The organism is Protofrankia symbiont of Coriaria ruscifolia, assembly GCF_900634745.1.
GTDB lineage: Bacteria > Actinomycetota > Actinomycetes > Frankiales > Frankiaceae > Protofrankia > Protofrankia californiensis.
On record NZ_CAAAFR010000031.1, the window covers coordinates 37407 to 56026 of the forward strand.

Genomic DNA, 18620 nt, shown 5'->3' on the forward strand with positions numbered 1-18620 from the left:
CCTTCAGGCCCTGTGAAGAGGGATCGTGGCCGAAGGCGGTGCGATCGTTCAGCGGTAGAGGACCGCGCTGGCACCCCCTGAGAATCCCGGCGACTGCGCAAGGTAGTTCATCGACGAACTCGACCGCAGACCGAGATCAAGTGTTGCCGCCACGCAGTTGTTGTACGAATTCACCACCAGCCGGCCCTGCACCCGGATCGTCGAACCCGCCACGTCGGTCAGATAGAGATCGGCTATGCAGCCGAGTTCCGGGTAGGACGCCCGTCCCACATTCTGTCCGATGTCACCGTTGGTGAGTGTGAGCTTCACTGTGTATGACGTCGAGTCGGGTTGACTGACCGTCCCGGACCATGAGCCCAGGAACCCGGATGGCATGTCGTAGCTCTTCGGTGCTGGTGCGGCTGCTGGTGCCGCCGCTGTGGACCGCCTGGCGGCCGGTGCCCGCCCCTCGGTGCCAGTTGCATCTCCCGAACCGCCGGTGCTGCCTGAACCGGTGTCGGCGGCGGTTGCCTGTGCCGCGGGGATCTTGTCAGATGGCGGGGTGGATGCCGGCGCCGGCGTCGGGCTCTGCGTCGTCGGGATTGCGGTGGGACTGGGCGCCTGCGTTGTCGCGGCGCTGTTCGACGTCGACGCCGGGCGCGCACTGACGGTTGCCTCGTTGTCGTCGTTGCCGGTCAGCAGCAGGATGCCGGCACCCACGGCCAGCAACGTGACCGCGGCGACCGCGACAATGACAGCTATGGGAACCCGCCGGTGTCCGTCCGGTCGTGCCGGCCCGCCGTAGGCATCGTCCGGTCGCTGGGCGATCGGTTGCATCTCGAACGGCGGCGGAGGTGGGGAGGATGCCCCTGCCTGTGCGGACGTCGTGCCGGTGAGCGATTTTACGTGGGCAAGTGCGGTGGGGGCCTGGCTGACGTCCGGGGCCGCGTGCGCCGGGGTGCTCCAGGAGCGGTCGACCGGCGGCACGGCCCCGGGCGTGGCGACGACGCTCGCTCGGCGCGGGGCCACGATCGTCGCATCCCCGGGCAGCACCGCGGTCGCGTCCCTGTCCGTGCCGGCGCCGGCGAGTTCAGGGCCGTCCAGCCCGACACCGTCCGGTCCGGGGACGGTGGGCACGACCACAGGCTGAAATCCGGATGTTGTCAGCTCTGCCAGCGCACGCTCGGCCGCGTCCGCCGTGGGACGGTCGGCCTGCGCCTTGGCGAGCATCCGGGCGATCATGTCCCACAGCGCCGGTGGCAGACCCGGTATGGGTTTCGGCGCATCCTCCATGTGGGCACGCAGGAGCGCGACCGGGTGTGGCGCCGAGAACGGTGGGTTGCCGGCGAGGAGTTCGTACAGCATGATTCCCGCGCTGTAGATGTCGGCCGGAGGTTGTGCGTGCTCACGGTGTGCCAGTTCCGGCGCCATGTACATCGGCGTCCCGATCATTCCGGTGAGGCGGGTCAGGGACGGCCCGTGTGCCAGCCGGGCAACGCCGAAGTCGGTCAGGCGGGCCTGTGGATCGTCGGGATCGGTGACGTCGACGAGCACGTTGGCGGGTTTGAGGTCACGGTGGACGATGCCGGCCGCGTGCACGGTTTTCAGCGCACGCAGTACCTGGCAGGTCAGGGCGACCGCCGCGGTCAGCTCCAGCTTTCCGCGTTCACGCAGATAGACGCGCAGATCGACGCCGTTGACGAGATCCATGACGATCGCGAGCGTGTCTCCCTCGACGACGAGGTCCTGGACGGTGACAAGGTGCGGATCACTGAAGCCGAGCAGCACAGACCGTTCCTGGACGAATCTGGCGACCACCTCGGGGTCGTCGGCGAGCTCTCCACGCAGCACCTTCACCGCGACCGGACGGTCGCCGTCGACGGTGGATCCTCGCCAGACCTGACCGAACGCGCCTCGGCCGATCGGTTCGTGCAGGACGTAGCCAGAGCCCAGCTTCTGCATGGCAGGAGCCCCCTTCCCCCCGGAGAAACCATGCCCATCCCATCATCTTCAGGTCCTTGAGGGCGAAACCGACACTCCACGTGACACTGGGTAAGTCGGGTAAGAGCGGCTGAGAACGGCAGGGGGTGGCGTATCCGCCCCGAACTGGCACAGCCGGCCGGAACGATTCCGCGGGCTTGGCCGACCATCCGTCCCCGCCGGGACCGGGCCCGTTGTCGATCGCAGGATCGGGCCCGGCGGACATCGGGGGCCAGCCGAGGCCAGTCCGGGGAGCCAGCTGGGGTCAGTCCTCCTGGCTGTCGTCCGGTTCGCCGGGGGCGTCCTCGGCGAGGATGCGGTAAAGCGCACGGCGGGCATCCACGAGGATCTTCTGCGCGGCTTGGACCTGGGCGTCGCTGCCGGCCTGAGCGACCTGCACGACCGCCGCGCCCACTCCGAACGCCAGTGACCGCAGATCGGTCAGGCCGTGGTCGGCGGCAGCCGCGGCCGTGTCCCATGGTTTGGGCTCGTCCGCGCGGGCATCGGTGTAGGCGCGTCCCGCGTCGGTCAGGTGGAACACCCGCTTGCCGTCACTTTCCTCGGCTCGGACGAGTTCCTCGTCGGTGAGCAGCTGGAGGACGGGGTAGACCGAACCGGGACTAGGCCGCCACGCACCGTGGCTGCGTTCGGCAAGCTCGTTGATCATTTGATAGCCGTGCATCGGGGCCTCGGCGAGCAGGGCGAGAAGCGCTGTGCGGACGTCGCCGCGCCTGACCTTCGCGCCGCGGCCGCGGCCTCCGGGGAAGAAACCCCGAGCGCCCGGCCCGAAGCCAGGGCTGGGAAAGCCCGGTCCGGGCAGCGGGCCGGGGAAGTCGGGGCCGAACGGGACGGCACCGGGCGCACCGTGCCTGCCGTATCCACCGTGCCTGCTGTGGTGCCACCTGCCGCGATCTTCGGCGGCTGCCGTCTGGATGCGGTCGAACCCGGGGCCGTCGTGCCTACCGCGGCTCCAGGGCCATGATCCGGGAAATTCCTGTGCGTGCACGATGACTCTCCAATCGTTGTATCGCGTTCGCTCACGATATATCGCGATGCACCGTTGGGCAAGGTGGCGGGAGCCTCCTCCTCCGGCGACGGCGGCACCGGATCCGGGTGGATTTCACGATCTTGTGACAGGGCCGGGGAGGTCTGTGCGGCCAGTTCCCGTGGGCGCTATCCGGAACCATCCTCCGAATAGCGCCATCCGGCGCAAACCAGAATTAAGCATTGCCCGAAAATAATCAGATTCTCAAGGTAGCTGGACGGTTACGTTCTTGTCGGCGCGTCCGCACTCCACAGAATTCCGGGCCAACTTGTTGACAGCTCCGCTTGTCGACTGACATAGTGCATAACATGCCAAGGGATATCAGACTGTCGGTTCGGCGCGCGGTGGACTTCCTCCGTGTCGCCAGCGCCATGTGTTCCGTCTGACCTGGTTCTCTTCTGCCGGCCGCAACGGCCGTAGCACACATCCTGCGTCAGGTTCGTCTTTTTCTCGCCGACCATTCCAGCGGGAATGGCGTTGCGTCAACGGTGCCACCTTGATTTCCCGTGGCTGTCATTTTCGTGCTGCGTATCGCCGTGATATCAGGTCGATTTTCAATGGTGTGGTCGATCGATGCCACTTTACCGCCGCCCGGGGCCGTGCAGGCCGGCTGACCGGTCCGCAGACAAACCCGAGAGGAATTACGACCTTACCATGCACCACAGTGTTCGACGTGCTGTTCGGCGCCGACCGAGGGTTCTTCCAGTAGCCGTCGCCCTGGTCGCGACGCTGATTCTGGCGGCCTGCGGGCAGGATGACGGCGGCGGTGCCGCCGGGGCCGAACAGACCGAACTGCGCTATCAGGGATCCGTCGGCGCGGTCACACCGGTGGAGCTTGCGGCCGACCTCGGTTACCTCGGCCCGATCACGCTCAAGTGGATCGGTAACACGATCAGCGGCCCGCAGGACATCCAATCGACCGCCACCGGGGACGTCGACTTCGGCCAGGCTTTCAACGGGGCGATCATCAAGCTGATCGCCGCGGGTTCGCCGATCAAGTCGGTGGTTGGTAGCTACGGGATCGACAAAGACATCTTCGGTGGGTTCTACGTTCTCGACGGAAGCCCGATCACGTCGCCTCGCGACCTGTTCGGAAAGAAAATCGGGATGAACACGCTGGGAGCGCACTACGAGGCGATCCTGGACGAGTATCTCAAACAAGGCGGTCTCAGCCAGGATGAGATCAAGAAAGTGATACCGACGGTTGTCCCACCGGTCAACACCGAGCAGTCGCTGCGCGAGAAGCAGATTGACGTCGCGGTGCTCAGCGGAATTCTGCGGGACAAGGCGCTGACCAGGGGCGGGATTCACCAGATCTTCAGCGACTACGATCTCTTCGGCCCGTTCACGGCGGGCAGCTATGTGCTCAGAGAGGACTTCATCAAAAAGAACCCGACGACGACCAGGCAGTTCGTCGAAGGCGTGGGCAAGGCCATCGAATGGTCCAGAACAACTCCCCGCGACCAGGTCATCGCCCGCTTCAAGGACATCATCGCCAAGCGTGACCGCAAGGAGGACACGACCGCGATCCAGTACTTCAAGGGATACGGGGTCGCCGGCAAGGGCGGGCTCATCGAGGATGCGGACTTCACCCGGTGGACCGACTGGTTGAAAGCGAACGGTCAGCTGAAGAAGGACGTCGCCCCGGCCGAACTCTTCACCAACGCATTCAACCCCTTCCGAGCGGGTTCCTGACGGGACCCGTTCTCGGGAAAGCCACGGAGGGCTCTCCGTGGCCACTGGAACGGCACGACCGCGGCTCCTCCCTCCCGGACGCGGGATTCCCGACGCCGCCGCCCGCGGCGCCGGGAATCATCCCTCACCGACACCGAGAGATGATCGGCAATGAGCACAATAGAATTCAGGAACGTCACGAAGAGGTTCGCCGTCCGCAGCCACGGCGGCCTGCGCAGCACCGTCAGCGAGTTCACCGCGGTCGACGGCGTGGATCTGCACATCCGCAGCGGTGAGTTCCTGGCTCTGGTCGGTCCCAGCGGCTGCGGGAAATCCACCCTGCTTGATATCCTCGGTGGACTGACCGGCGTGAGCGGTGGTCAGGTACTCGTCGACAACACGCCGATCTCAGGTCCCGGGCTTGACCGGGGGATCGTCTTCCAGCAATATGCACTGTTCCCGTGGCGGACCGCCCTCGGCAATGTCGAATTCGGCCTCGAGGCCAAGAAGGTGGCGCGGTCGCAGCGTTCAGCCCTGGCCCGGCATTACCTCGACCTCGTGGGGCTCAGCGGCTTCGAGCATCGATATCCCCACGAACTGTCGGGCGGTATGAAACAGCGGGTGGCGATCGCGCGGAGTCTGGCCTATGACCCGACCGTGCTGCTGCTCGACGAGCCTTTTGCCGCGTTGGACGCCCAGACGCGCGAGACCATGCAGGACGAACTCCTGCGGATCTGGGGTAAGACCGGCAAGACGATTCTTTTCGTCACGCACGGTATCGACGAAGCGGTGTACCTCGGTCAGCGGGTCGCGGTGATGACGTCCCGTCCCGGCCGGATCAAGCAGATCGTCGACATCCCCATCACCGCCCGTACGGACGGGAAGGACCTGCGCTCCGACCCCGATTTCGTTCGCTACCGGCATCAGGTCTGGGAGCTGTTGCACGAGGAGGTGGCCAGGGCTCAGCAGGCCGAGCGTGACGAGCAGTCCTCGCGTGAGCGGGCGTCCAGCAGCCCCGGCGCGACCTCCGGCGACGCGGCGCTCACGGATGTCGTGGGGCATGGAGAGAAGGAAGTGACCAGCGTTGGCCATCGTTGACGAAGCCCGTACCGGGGCCGAAACCCGGCTTGCCGTCACCCCCCGATCACCGGCCGCCATCCCTCGCCGCGGGCGGCTGCTCGCGGCACGCAGGATCAGCGCCGGGATCTCCCGTCGGGTTGTGGGCATTCTGGTCCTGCTGGCGGCCTGGGAGGTGCTCCCGCGGGTCGGTGCGGTCGATCGGGTGTTCCTGCCGCCCTTCTCCGAGGTCGCCGACGAATGGGTGGTGCTGCTTCGCGGTGGCGACCTGTGGGAGCACACCTCCGCGAGCCTCACCCGGGCAGCCAGCGGCTTTGCCCTCGCCATCCTGATCGCGCTTCCGTTGGGGCTGCTCATCGGTTGGTTCCGGCTGGTGGACCAGTTCCTCAACCCAGTGCTGGAGGTCTTCCGTAACACCGCTCCGCTGGCCTTGCTCCCGGTATTTGTACTGATCTTCGGACTGGGGGAGACTTCGAAGATCGCTATCATTGTCTATGCCTGCGTCTGGCCGCTGCTGCTGAACACGATCAGCGGTGTCAGGGGCGTGGACCCTCTGCTCGTCAAATCCGCGCGGTCGATGGGGCTGTCGTCGCTGCGGCTGTTCCAGAAAGTCATTCTTCCCGCCGCTGTGCCCACGATCTTCACGGGTATCCGGCTGGCGGGAGCCTATGCCATCCTGGTGCTCGTCGCGGCCGAACTGGTCGGTGCCAAAGCTGGACTCGGCTACCTGATCAACTATGCCCAGTCGAACTTCGCGATCCCTGAGATGTACGCGGGAATCATCACGATCTCGGCTATCGGCCTCATCATCAACCAGGGACTGCTCGCCCTGGAACGGCGCTTCACCAGGTGGCGGGTGGCCCCGAATGCCTAGCTGTTCCTCATTCTTCCCGGCTTAGCTCTTCCCGGCCCCGAGCCGGCCGACGGGTGCGCGAGCAAGGCTTTATTGTGTCTGCCCGCAGGGGCTGGGAAACGCTGGAACACCTGTTCACCCGTCCATAGTGAAGCCGCCCGTGGAAAGAGGGACGTCATGCCTGCCGCCGGCAACCGGAAGTTTCACCTCAACGCGTTCCTGATGAACGCCGGACACCATGACGCCGCCTGGCGTCACCCCCGGACCCAGCCCGAACGCGCCACCGACCTGAAGTACTTTCAGGAGCTCGCGCGCACGGCCGAGCGAGGCAAGCTCGACTCCCTGTTTCTGGCCGACGGACTCGCGCTGTGGGGCAAGGTCCGGCACAACGTGCTGGGCGGTTTCGAGCCGATCACCCTGCTCTCCGCGCTGGCCGCGGTCACCGAGCGCATCGGCCTGATCGCCACCGCCTCGACGACCTTCAACGAGCCCTTCCACGTCGCCCGCAAGTTCGCCTCCCTCGACCACATCAGCGGCGGGCGGGCCGGCTGGAACATCGTCACTTCCAGCAGCCTCGACGAGGCCCGAAACTTCGGCCTGGACGAACACCTTGAGCACAGTCTGCGGTACTCCCGGGCGCGGGAGTTCGTCGACGTCGCCACCAAGCTGTGGGACAGCTGGGAGGATGAGGCCCCGGTCATCGACCGGGCGAGCGGGATCTACGCCGACACCGGCAGGATTCACCAGCTCGGACATGTCGGCGAGTTCTTCCGTGTTCAGGGACCGCTCAACGTCCAGCGTTCCCCGCAGGGATATCCGCTGCTGGTGCAGGCAGGCTCCTCCGAGGACGGCAAGGAGTTCGCGGCGCAGTATGCCGAAGCGGTCTTCACCGCCCAGCAGACCCTCGCCGACGGCCAGACCTTCTACAAGGACCTGAAGTCACGCCTGGCCCGTTACGGGCGCGCACCCGAGGACGTGAAGATCCTCCCCGGCATCTGTCCGATCATCGGTGACACCGAAGCCCGGGCCCGGGAGCTGGAGGAGGAGCTCACGGCGCTACAGATTCCCGAGTACGGCCTGGCGCAGCTGTCCAACATGGTCGGCGTCGACCTCACGGGCCTCCCGTTGGACGGGCCGCTGCCCGACCTTCCCGACGAGCGGGCCATCAACGGTAACAAGAGCCGGTTCACCCTGGTCGCCGAGCTTGCTCGGCGCGACGGGCTGAACCTCCGGCAGCTGATCGCCCGGTTGGGTGGCGGTCGCGGCCACCGCGTCTTCGCAGGCGCGCCCGAACAGATCGCCGACCAGCTCGAGGAGTGGTTCACGCAGGACGCGGCCGACGGCTTCAACATCATGCCGCCGTTCCTGCCCGGCGGGCTGGCGGACTTCGTCGACCTGGTGGTGCCGATCCTGCAGCGCCGCGGCCTGTTCCGCACCGAGTACACCGGACGCACCCTGCGTGACCACTACGGCCTGCCCCGACCCGCAAACCGGCTGGCCGCCCGAGTCTGATCGCCGATCGGCACCGGGGCCGGGACGGCGCCCATCGGTGCCCACCGACGCGTGCCTGGTTCCGGCTGGTCAGATGTTCGGTTCGTCCTTGACGAGATGGTTCCAGGTGACGGGTCCGACGATCCCGTCGGCGGTGATCCCGGCGTTGCGCTGGAAGTCCCGCACCCAGGCGTCCGTCCGCCGACCGAAGACACCGTCCACGGGGAGGAAGTTCGCGGGGTCGCCGATCCGGGCGTTCGCCTGGTCCTGGACGGCGCGTACTGCGTCGCCCTTTTCGCTCCTGTCACCCTCACGGATGACGATGACGAGTGCCGGCCAGGTCTGGTCGCCGACGGCACCGTCGGCCCCAAGCCCGGCGGACGACTGGAAGGCGCGCACCGCGGCCTCGGTCGACGCCCCGAAGAGACCGTCGATGGCCACGGAGTATCCGTGCGCGCGCAACAGGTACTGCACGGTCTGTACTGGTTCGCGACTGCTGCCGTTCTTTTGCAGGGGCCAGGTCAAAGACGACATGGTCAGCCTCCTCAGCGGTTGGTTCCTGCGGTGACCGGTGATGGCCACCTCGAAACACTATGAGTGATGGTCTGGCGTCTGTCAGTCGTGGATCTGGCCGGGGGTGGCAGCTCGTGTCATGTCGTGATCTCTTCTTTGATCGTGTCCGGATCGTTCCACGGTCGTTGCTGCGGTAGTCGACGGTGACGCAGCGACCCCGTCCGCAGCGACAGGTAGGCGAGGGCCGCGGTCGGGATGGGAAGCCAGAAGTTCGCCAGGCGCCAGGTCACGACCCCCAGCAGCGCTACGGCCCGGGTCGCGCTGAAACCGACGAGCGTGGGGACGAGCACCCCTTCGATGATCCCAATCCCGCCGGGCGCGATCGGGATGGCGGCCAGCACGTTGGCGAGCCCGTAGGCGACCAGCAGGCCGTCCAGGGGTGTGGCGTGGCCGTAGGCGTACAGGAACACCCACAGGGACGCGGCGTCGAGCAGCCAGTTCGCAGCCGCCCACAGCGTCGCCCTGATGAGCAGGGGCTTGTCCGCGCCCAGAACCCGGAGACGATCGGCAAAGGTACGGACGAGCTGTTCGGCACCGTCCGGCGACAGCCCCGGGACGCGGTGGGCGATGGAACGGACGATGCGGACGGTGCGTTCACTGCCGCGGGTGAGCAGTACCACTCCGATGAAGACGGCTGCGATCAGCAACGTCCCCACCGCCGCGGCTGTGCCGTAGATCGGATTGCCGCCCCGGCTCGGAATGGAGATCAACAGGCCGATCCACAGGATCACGTTCAGGACGACCGCCGAGCCGGCACCCTGGATCGCCGCGGCGGACACCGCCTCGGAGGCGTTGATCCCGGCGCTGCGCTGCAGACGGTAGCGCAACGCGCTCGCGGTGGCGGCACCACCTGGGAGCATGTGGCTGACGCCGAGGGTCGTCAGGTCGATCCGTATCAGCGTCCACAGGGACGGCCGGTCCTCGCGGGCGAGCACGCTGCGGGTCAGCATCGCGTAGGCGAGCAGGGATGCCGCCTCCAACAACAGGCCGACCACCAGATAGCGTGGTTCCACGCCGGAGAACGTCTCCAGGGCCTTGCGCGCACCGGCGAGTTGCGGTAACACCGCGTACTCGATGATCAGCAGCAGCACCACGATCGCGGCACCCCGGCGCAGCCACGGCGGCACCCGCACCGCTGTCATCGGCCCATGCTCGCGGATCCCCCCGCTGTCGTGTCGGCATGACCACCGGTGGACCCCCGTGGGCAACGCCGCGGGCGGGTACAGCGCTCCGCGGGCCGGCGGCGGGAAGTCGTTGTCGTAAAACCATGCATCGCATCTCATGGTGACCTATCGATGGGATCATCTACCCCGTCACCACGCAGGAACACGGGAGCACGGCCGATGGCGCATCGACGTGTCACCGAACGTGATAATAAAAGGTGCGGCATGAATCCACCGGTGCCAGTCCGGGCCGTGACGGTTCGTGTCGGTATTGATCACGAGTGAGTGAGCAGGTGCGATGCTTCCTGATGAGGCGAACCCGGGTGGCCGAATGAGTGGAGTCCACGGACGTGGTGTACGGGGCGTGATCGTCTAGCGACTCGCCGGAGTGGCGGTCCGTGACGTGAAGCGACCACCGCGTGATCCTTTTCGAGAACAGGCAAGAACTCGAGGAGGAGGAGGAGGAGGAGGAGGAGGAGGAAACGCGATGGTCGTGCGTCCGACTGTGACCGACGCTGAGGGGTTCGGCAAGGAGCTGGTGGCGGCGAGTCCGGATCTGTTGGGTTCGATGGTGAAGGCGGTCGGCCAGGGCGTCTTCTATGTCGCGGGTCCCCAGTTCCCCGCCGCGCCCGCGTCACCGGGATGACCGCCACCGGCAGCGGGGATTACTGTTGGTAGCTGTGATCATCGCCGATGGTCAAGACTGCCACCAGCGGTCAGGACCGGACGGAGAGCGGGATCGGACGAAGAGATCGCAGTCTGCGGGCACACTGGTGATGTGGACGTCACGTGGTGGGGGCACAGCACGGTTGTGATCTCCGATGCGGGCACGCGGTTGGTGACCGATCCCGTGTTCGGGACGCGGATCGCCCACCTGCGTAGGCGCGCCGGTGCACGCCCGGCGACCGAGGCCACGCAGGTAGACGCCGCGGTTGTCTCGCACCTGCACGCCGACCATCTCGACATCCCGTCGCTGAAGCTGCTCCCGCCGACGGCGCCGATCATCCTGCCGCGCGGCGGCGCCGCCCTGCTGGCCCGCCGGCACCCGGCGCTCGCCGAACGCTGCGTGGAGATGGTGCCCGGGGACCGTGTCCGAGTGACCTCCCGTGACGGCGGAGCAGGTCGGATCGGCGCGACCGGCGGCGGTGACGGTGACCGCGGTGGCCTCGACCGCGGCGACCACGATGGCGGCGACCACGATGGCGGCGTGGACGCCGCCGCGGGCCTGGACGTGCTGGCGGTGCCCGCCGAGCATGACGGTTCGCGTGGGCCATGGTCGCGCCACCGCGGCCCGGCGCTGGGATTCGTGGTGACCGGCACACGGACGGTGTGGTTCGCCGGGGACACAGCCTTGCACGATGCCATGGCCGATCTCGTCCCGCTCGGCCTCGACCTCGCCCTTGTCCCGGTCGGCGGCTGGGGACCCAACCTCGGTCCCGGGCACCTCGACCCGGCCGGCGCGGTCGAGGCGGTACGGCGGACGCTCCGTCCGCGGCCGGTCCCCCCACCGCTGGTCTCCGCTCGGCCGGCGCCGGTCCAGACCGGGCGGTCGACGGGGCCGGCGCCGGTTGCCGGGCCGCCGGCGGTGGCCGTACCCATCCACTACGGCACCTTCTGGCCGATCGGTTTCGACCGCGTGCGTCCCGATCGCTTTCACGAACCCGGACGCGAGTTCGCCCGCCTGGCCGGCGCCGCCGACCTGTCCGCGCAGGTGCGCGTGCTCGCCCACGGCGAGTCCATGGCCGTTCCCGTGGCAGGCCCTTTCGCCGTCGGACCGGCGTCACCGGGTCGGGCGTCCAGGCTGGCAACCGAGACCGTGCCGCCCCGGGATATGTCGCTGCCCTGGGATGTGCCGCTGCCCCGGGATGTGCCGCCGGCCTGAGGTGAACCGCCGGCCTGAGGTGCGCCAGCCGGTCAGCCCGACCGGAGACGGACCCGCAGGTTGCGCAGGCCGCGGATGGTGAGGGTGTCGTGGTAGTTGGGTGAGCTGTCGAGGATGTCGATCGCGGTCACGCGCCGGACCAGCATGGCCAGGATGATCTCGAGTTCCATCCGGGCGAGCTGGGCGCCGAGGCAGAAGTGCACGCCCAGGCCGAAGGCCAGGTGACGTGGGCCCAGGCCACCTCCGGCGAAGCGGGTGAGGTCGAGACGGTCGGGGGCGGGGAAGATCCGCGGGTCGCGGTTGGCGCCGGCGATCAGTATCACCACCCCCTCGCCCCGGGCGAAGGTCCGTCCGGCCAGCTGCCGTTCCTGGAGCGCGACGCGGTTGGTGAACTGCACCGGCGGGTCGAACCGGAGCAGTTCGTCGACCGCGGCCGGGGCGAGGTCCGGCCGCGTGCGTAGGAGCGCGAGCTGCTCGGGATGGCGACCCAGCGCCAGCACACAGTTCCCGGTCATGTGCACCGTGGTCTCGTAGCCGCCGAAGAGGAGCAGGACGCAGATGTCGAGCAGCTCGGTCCCGGTCAGGCGGTCACCATCCTGTTCCAGGGCAGCAAGCCGGCTGATCAGATCGTCGCCGGGACGGGCGCGCCGCTGCGCCACGACGTCCCGGAAGTACTCGTTGAACGCGTCGGCGGCGTCGTCGCGTTGCCGCAGTTCCTCCGGCGACAGCAGGACGTCGGGATCCAGGCCCCGCGCGAGCGCGCGCGCCCAGCCGTCGAACCGCGAATAGCCCTCTGCGGGTACGCCCAGGAGGTCGCAGATGATTGTCAGTGGTATTCGGGAGGCGAGTGCGTCGACGATTTCGATCTCGCCGGCGTCCACCACCGCGTCGAACAGTTCGGCCGCGATCCGTTCGATTCTGGGCCGCAGTCCTCCGATTTCGCGCGGGGTGAACGCCCGACCGACCAGGCCGCGCAGCCGGGTGTGGTCGGGAGGGTCCATCCGGATGAAGGAGCCGGGAATGTCGTCGGCGGCCACCCCCGGCCGGAAGGGGCTGATTCCGTCGGAATATCCGTGGCCCCAGGCGGGGTCCTGCAGCACGGTCGTGCAGTCACGATAGCCGGTGACCAGGTACGCGCCGAGCGGGCTGGGTACCAGCGCCCCGACCTCGCGAGCGGCGTGGTAGCAGGGATAGGGGTCGGCGCGGCGGGCCGGGCTGAACATGTCGAATACCAGACCGGCGACCGTCGTACCGTCCATCTGCTCCGCCTCTCCCGATGCTCGACCGTACGGCAGGCGGCACCGGCCGCCGCTTCTGTCGCATATGAACATCGGTTTCTTGCCGGCCGGTGAACGTCGCGGGAACCGTCAGATGACGCCTTTTGAAGAAGTGTGTACTGACCGTTCCTCAATTGGTTCCGCCGATCGGTCGATTATATTTTCGTATTTTCCGCGGTTTCTGTGATTTCCGTGATTGCCGGGTTCTCGGAATCTTGACGTGCCGGCGGGGTCTCGGGACCGGCGTCGGGACCGGCGGGGGGACGGGCCGTGGGCAGCGGGTCGCGTCGCAGCCCCAGTCGTTCCAGCCAGCGGACGAGCTGGTGATGGACGGCGTCCGGACCCTCGATCGAGTTGGCCGCGGCAGGCCAGCTCGCCGGGTACAGCAGCACGGCCCGGGTCTGGTCCCCGCCGATCCCGCCGTGGCAGCCGACGAGCTCCTCGAACGCGGCGACCTCGCGGGTGCCGGGGTCGATCCGGCTCATGACGACGATGTCACCGACGTTGTGCATCCGCTGGTGGCGCAGCAGGTCCGCGGCAGCCCGCGAGCCGTACCCGAGCAGCGGGTTGGTGCCCTCGACCACCCCGGTTTCCAGGAACATCCGGCCCCGGGCGCCGAAGGCGACCGGTCCGTGCCCCGGGCAGTGCACCACGACGAATCCGATACCCGGGTGGTCGATCAGCCCACGCACGAGCGCCGGGTGCAGGAACTCCATCTGTTCGAGGTCGGCGCGGCCGGCCACCTGCGGCAGGTAGACCATGGCCAGGTTCCCGGACGCGACCACGACGAGATCCGGTTGCTGGGGGTTGAGGGTGACCTCGAGGCGGGACGGGCCGAAGGTGACCTGCCCGTCGTCGGTGCGGCGTCGCAGCATGAGCCGGCCCGCCCCGGTACCGTCCCTGCCGCCGGTGACCTCGGTGAGCAGGGTGTTCACCGGGCCCCAGTCCTCGGCGGTCCCGGTCGCGGCGGCTGCGGCCGCTCCCGGTGTCAGTAGGTCGCGGACGGTGTCTTCGAAGGACTGTCCGTAGCGCTGGCGGAATGTCGCTCCCTGGCTCTGCCCGTGGTCGGACAGGACGACGATCTCGTACGCGCGTTCGACACCGGCGGCGACCCGCTCGAGCATCGCCAGCACCCGATCGACGCCCTCCAGCGTCTGCAACGACTCCCGCCGGTTGGGCCCGGCGTGGTGGGCCACCTCGTCGTAGTCCACGAAGTCGCAGAACACCACGGGTACACCGCGGGCCATCTGTTCGGCGATGAACGTGACGTTGAGGTCGCGCAGCAGGACGTTGGTCAGCCCGCGCAGCGCGACGTACGAGCCACCGCGGCGGACGCGGGGAAAGATGTTGTCGCGGCGCTGCTTGCGGGCCTGGTGCACCTCCTTGATCATCTCGCCGATGGTGAGCACCAGCGAGCGGGCGAGTCCCTGCGGGCTGGCCGCGAACGAGGCGTAGCCGTGGGCCCGGCGCCCGGGCAGGCCGGCCTGACTGACGGTGAGCAGGCTGTGCGGTGCGTCGCCGGAGAAGACGTTGCTGATGCTGACCCCGCCGTCGGCGAGCAGGCCACGGCCGTTGCTGAACCCCCGCTCGATCTCGGCGGCGTCCCGCGGGCGGTTGGTGACCACGAGACGGCCCGCGGCCTTGTCGTACCAGCGGAAGGCGGGGACATGGCTGGACGCGCCATGCAGGATGCCGGCCTGGCTGGTCGGGGTCGTCGACGGCATGCCGGTGTGCCACTCGACGAAGCGGTGCGAGCCGGAGCGGACCCAGCGGCTCAACGTGGGCAGGTTCCCGGCCGTGACCGCCCACCGCAGCAATGGCGCGGACAGCCCGTCGATCTGCACGATGACGACGCCTGGACCGTCGAACGGGCTGCCGTCGCCGCCACCGTAGCGGGCGACCTGCCGCATGACCTCGCCGATGAACGTTTCGTCGCTGCCGGCGTCGGCCAGCCAGCCGACGACCGCTGAGATCACCGCGGTGCCCCAGGCGACCCCGACGGCCGCGCCGAAGCTACTGGAGATCACGTCCGGTTCGATGCGCAGAGCCACGTAGATCACCAGGGTCTGCGCGAACAGGCCGATCAACAGCACGGCGATTCCACCGAGGGCGACCGCCAGGGCAACGAGCACGGGCCGTAGCACCGCGCCCACCAAGGCGAGAATGGCCACCAGGCGCATCAGCGCGTCGAAGCCGTTGACCTCGATACCGGGCAGGAACTCCAGCGAGAGGCCGAGCGCAAGCCCGCTTGCCACGACTGATCGGGCGACGCGCAGGAGCCGCCGCGGCGTCGGCTTCATGTCGCGTAGCACGATGCCGGCGAGACGCAACCGTCCCCGCAGCAGCCTTCCGATCACAGCGAGTCGTCGCCTGCGACCGTAGCCGGGCCGGGCATGGCGCGCCTGCATGCCGGTGTCGGTGCCGCCGGCACCGGTGCGACCCACAACCATGACCAGCGCAGACTAACCGGCGGGCGGGCGATTACTTGATCGTTGCATGGCCATCCACCGGATGTGCACCGGGTGGTTGCGATGGCGACCGGTATCGGGCGGACGGGCATGCCCGCGGGCCGCGGTCCCGCGCGGGACGCGCCTGTGCTCGACAAGGTGATGCCGAGGTGCATTTCGGGTAAATGTTCCCCGGCGGAGTGATCCGGCTGTTGCACAGCTCACTCGATCACCACCTTCCGCCCATCGCAGACACTTCGATCACGCACCATGAGAACAAGCGCCGGTTGCGAGCCGGTGCACAGCGAGGTGGTCAGGTCCGGTAAACGGGACGGCGAGGCAGGCGGGAGGCGCGGTGAGCCACACGCGCGTCCAGGCGGGTAGGCATGGGCCGGTTCCGGTTTCCCGCCCCGGAGAGGACGCCTGCGAGGAGGACATCCGCGAGGGGGACGCCCGCGAGGGGGACGCCTTCCCCGGGGCCGGCTGTCAGCAGGACGGCCCGGGCCGGGTGACCGGCCGCTGCGGCCTCCGTCGGGCCGCCGGTTCCCGTCGCCACCGTCACCGGTGGGACCGCCTGCTGCGGGTGGTGGTCGTGATGGTCGCGGCGTTGTGCTGGCCGGCCACCGTCGCCCTGCTCACCGTCCACGCGACCGTGCAGCAGCCGGGCTACTACGAGCGGGTGCTCGCCGACGCCGACGTGTACGAGCGCTTCTACAGCCAGGTCCTGACCGACCCGCAGATCGTCGAAATCTCCGGTCAGCTCTTCGCCGGTCTCCCCGTGGACCAGTCGTTGCTGACCGCGAACCTGCGGGTGGTCGTCCCCCCGTCGTCGCTGCAGGGGGTGGCCGCAAGCCTGGCGGACCGTACCGCGGGCTACCTGCGCGGCAACGGGGACACGCTCTATCTGCGCATCGACCTGCGCCCGGTGCTGGCCAACATCTCCCAGCTCGCCAGCACGTACCTGGCCGACGAGGTGTCGGGCGCCAGCACGTACCCGGTGGACGATGTGAGCCGGTTCACCATCGGTCTGCTCGACGCGCTCGACCAGCTCTCCCAGGGACGCCCGCCGGTGTCCGTGCCGTCGATCACCTCGATCCGCCTCTCCCCCCGGCAGGCCGACCAGGTGGCCGACGTCATCCTCGACCGGGCGGGCCGGCTGGACGCGGGTGAACGCCAGGCCGTGCACGAGCAACTCGTCACGCTCATGCAGGCCGGTGATCTCACCTCGGCGCTGGTGGTCGCCGGTCCGCTGGTCTTCGATGGCGACGAGGCCGCAATCGCCGACCTGCGGCGGCGGGTCGGCGGTGGTACGACCATCGACCTGGGGCCGGCGCTCGCCGGGCTGCCCGAATCCCCCGGTACCGCCGCGGTGCGTGCCGTCCACGACCTCGGTTCGTCGGGTGTGCTGCTTGCCGCCGGCGTGCTGTCCGGTCTGACGCTGGTGGCGTTCACGACCGGATCCGTCGTCATCACCAGGAACGGTGGCTCGGGGTTGCGCCTGGTCGTGGTGGGGCTTGCCACGGCCGGAGCGTCCGCGCTGGCTGCCGGGGGTGTGCTCACAGCACTGGTCGGTGACCCGTTCGCGGCGCTTACCGGCCCGTCTTCGTCGCTGCCGGTAAGCGTACGAGCGATGATCGGTGATATATCCTCGGCGATGGTCGGCCAGGTCCGCAGCCACTGGCTCGGGTTCGCGGCGATGCCGCTGGTGGCCGCCGCCGGTGCCACAGTGGTCGCGTCCGTGGCGCGGACGCTGGTCCGGGTGAACGCGCGCCGGCAGCGCTGGTGGACGCTGGCGGTCACCTCGACGACGATCATCGTCTTGTTGTGGATCGTCATGCCCCTGCCGGTCACCCCGGCCGCCAGGTACTGCAACGGCTCGGACCTGCTCTGCGACCGCCACTACACCGACGTCGTGTACCCCGCGACGCATAACTCGATGGCCTCCAGCGACGCGCGTTTCCTGGGCGCGGCGCAGGATCCGGACCTGATCGGCCAGCTGAACGCAGGCATCCGCGCGTTGCTCGTCGACGTCCATCACTGGACGCCGCCGCAGGACGTGGAGGCGTTCCTGCGCGGTCTGCCGCCGGACCAGCGCGCCACCCTCGAGCCGTTCACCCGCGGTGCTCGTTCCAGCCGTCCGGGACTGTGGCTCTGCCACAACATCTGCCAGCTCGGCGCGCTCGACCTGGAGACCGAGCTGGCCCGGTTGCGAGCCTGGCTCGACGCGAACCCGACCGAGGTGGTGACCCTGATCGTCCAGGACGCGGCGCCCGCGTCCGAGGTGATGAGGGCCTTCGGCCGGGCCGGGCTCGGGCGTTACGTGTTCACCCCACCCAAGGAGACCGGCGGTGACTGGCCGTCACTCGGCTCGATGGTCGAGAAGAACCGCAGACTGGTGGTGTTCGCGGAGAACGCCGACGTCCCGGGCACCTTCTACCGGAGGTTCTTCCGGTACGCGGCTGACACGGCCCTGGACGTGTCCTCGCCCGACGGCTTCGACTGCCGGCTCGGCCGTGGTCCGGGCCAGCCCGCGCCGGTACTGATCAACCACTGGATCACCCGGACGGCGAGCAGCCGCGCGGACGCGGCCGTGGTGAACCGCCGGGCATCCGTGCTCGACCAGGTCAGAGCGTGCCAGCGCAGGCAGGGGCGGATGCCGACGTTCGTGGCGGTGGACTTCGCCACCATCGGCGACCTCGTCCCGACCGTCGCGGAGCTCAACCGCCGCCTGATTCGGTAGCCGCGCCGGCCTGCCCCGACCTGCCTGGATGTCAGAGCATGCTCTCCGAGAGCGCACGGCGGCCGTCGTTGCGGTGGAACGGGTCCACGCCCGGGCCCGGGGGTTGGCGGTTGGCGACCGCCGACCCTAGGATTCAGTTCAGATGGACAACTAAACATCGATGCCGCTCACGCCCGCGCGGGAGAGTCCACGGCACCTCAGCCCGTGGCGCCGAAGGAGCAAGACCTCCCCATACACTCTCAGGCTGGAGAAACCGCCGGGTCAGGCAGCTCTGGAAAGCGGACGCCCGCAGCGTCCCGCCGACGGTGAAAGCCCACGCGAACGGGCCTGCGGGCCGGTGCAACGGGTGAAGCTCTCAGGCACATGTACAGAGGGGGAGGTCAGTCGCGGCCGGCGCGCACGCCGAGTCGCCCGATCTCTGGAGCGCATCGACCGTGCA

General features: G+C 68.5%; 13 protein-coding genes and 2 riboswitches. Of the genes, 7 read left to right on the forward strand and 6 right to left on the reverse strand.

Annotated elements, in window-relative coordinates; translation table 11 throughout:
• Nucleotides 1-48 precede the first annotated feature (48 nt).
• Both CV1CTNOD_RS03360 and CV1CTNOD_RS03365 read right to left on the reverse strand, forming a co-directional pair.
• Complete coding sequence (locus tag CV1CTNOD_RS03360) at nucleotides 49-1941, reverse strand: serine/threonine-protein kinase (protein WP_131784695.1); 1893 nt, start codon at nucleotides 1939-1941, stop codon at nucleotides 49-51.
• A 283-nt stretch (nucleotides 1942-2224) separates the two neighbouring features.
• Nucleotides 2225-2965, reverse strand: coding sequence for a PadR family transcriptional regulator (locus tag CV1CTNOD_RS03365; protein WP_131769446.1), 741 nt, complete (start codon nucleotides 2963-2965; stop codon nucleotides 2225-2227).
• A gap of 693 nt (nucleotides 2966-3658) precedes the next feature.
• On the opposite strand from CV1CTNOD_RS03365, the gene CV1CTNOD_RS03370 reads away from it, so the two are divergent.
• The 4 genes from CV1CTNOD_RS03370 (at nucleotide 3659) to CV1CTNOD_RS03385 (ending at nucleotide 8120) form a co-directional block, all read left to right on the forward strand.
• Nucleotides 3659-4699 (forward strand): ABC transporter substrate-binding protein, encoded by a 1041-nt coding sequence (locus CV1CTNOD_RS03370; RefSeq protein WP_131784696.1) that lies wholly within the window; start codon nucleotides 3659-3661, stop codon nucleotides 4697-4699.
• A 150-nt stretch (nucleotides 4700-4849) separates the two neighbouring features.
• The gene (locus CV1CTNOD_RS03375) at nucleotides 4850-5776 is read left to right on the forward strand and encodes an ABC transporter ATP-binding protein (RefSeq protein ID WP_242606326.1); all 927 of its coding nucleotides are present in this window, start codon (nucleotides 4850-4852) and stop codon (nucleotides 5774-5776) included.
• The gene (locus tag CV1CTNOD_RS03380) at nucleotides 5763-6629 is read left to right on the forward strand and encodes an ABC transporter permease (RefSeq protein WP_131784697.1); all 867 of its coding nucleotides are present in this window, start codon (nucleotides 5763-5765) and stop codon (nucleotides 6627-6629) included. The genes CV1CTNOD_RS03375 and CV1CTNOD_RS03380 overlap by 14 nt, the downstream gene beginning before the upstream one ends.
• Before the next feature lie 156 nt (nucleotides 6630-6785).
• Nucleotides 6786-8120, forward strand: coding sequence for an LLM class flavin-dependent oxidoreductase (locus CV1CTNOD_RS03385; protein WP_131784698.1), 1335 nt, complete (start codon nucleotides 6786-6788; stop codon nucleotides 8118-8120).
• 69 nt (nucleotides 8121-8189) lie between these two features.
• On the opposite strand, the gene CV1CTNOD_RS03390 is transcribed toward CV1CTNOD_RS03385, so the two are convergent.
• Together CV1CTNOD_RS03390 and CV1CTNOD_RS03395 are read right to left on the reverse strand one after the other, a co-directional pair.
• A complete protein-coding gene (locus CV1CTNOD_RS03390; RefSeq protein ID WP_131784699.1) occupies nucleotides 8190-8633 on the reverse strand; it encodes a peptidoglycan-binding domain-containing protein in 444 nt (147 codons plus the stop codon).
• A gap of 116 nt (nucleotides 8634-8749) precedes the next feature.
• A complete protein-coding gene (locus tag CV1CTNOD_RS03395) occupies nucleotides 8750-9814 on the reverse strand; it encodes a lysylphosphatidylglycerol synthase transmembrane domain-containing protein (RefSeq protein WP_165485294.1) in 1065 nt (354 codons plus the stop codon).
• A 508-nt stretch (nucleotides 9815-10322) separates the two neighbouring features.
• On the opposite strand from CV1CTNOD_RS03395, the gene CV1CTNOD_RS24370 reads away from it, so the two are divergent.
• Nucleotides 10323-10481 (forward strand): hypothetical protein, encoded by a 159-nt coding sequence (locus tag CV1CTNOD_RS24370; RefSeq protein WP_165485293.1) that lies wholly within the window; start codon nucleotides 10323-10325, stop codon nucleotides 10479-10481.
• 132 nt (nucleotides 10482-10613) lie between these two features.
• The gene (locus CV1CTNOD_RS03400) at nucleotides 10614-11717 is read left to right on the forward strand and encodes an MBL fold metallo-hydrolase (protein WP_131784701.1); all 1104 of its coding nucleotides are present in this window, start codon (nucleotides 10614-10616) and stop codon (nucleotides 11715-11717) included.
• A 32-nt stretch (nucleotides 11718-11749) separates the two neighbouring features.
• Here the strand turns inward: CV1CTNOD_RS03400 and CV1CTNOD_RS03405 are convergent, their stop codons facing one another.
• Nucleotides 11750-12976: a cytochrome P450 gene (locus CV1CTNOD_RS03405; RefSeq protein ID WP_131784702.1), complete on the reverse strand. Its 1227-nt coding sequence runs from the start codon at nucleotides 12974-12976 to the stop codon at nucleotides 11750-11752.
• Nucleotides 12977-13149: 173 nt separating this feature from the next.
• Nucleotides 13150-15444, reverse strand: a complete 2295-nt coding sequence (locus CV1CTNOD_RS03410) for a phage holin family protein (RefSeq protein ID WP_242606327.1) — start codon at nucleotides 15442-15444, stop codon at nucleotides 13150-13152.
• A gap of 352 nt (nucleotides 15445-15796) precedes the next feature.
• On the opposite strand from CV1CTNOD_RS03410, the gene CV1CTNOD_RS03415 reads away from it, so the two are divergent.
• On the forward strand, nucleotides 15797-18181 hold the full coding sequence (locus CV1CTNOD_RS03415) for a hypothetical protein (protein ID WP_131784703.1): 2385 nt from the start codon (nucleotides 15797-15799) through the stop codon (nucleotides 18179-18181).
• Nucleotides 18182-18348: 167 nt separating this feature from the next.
• A riboswitch (glycine riboswitch) is annotated at nucleotides 18349-18447 on the forward strand.
• 3 nt (nucleotides 18448-18450) lie between these two features.
• A riboswitch (glycine riboswitch) is annotated at nucleotides 18451-18554 on the forward strand.
• The last annotated feature ends 66 nt before the right edge of the window (nucleotides 18555-18620 follow it).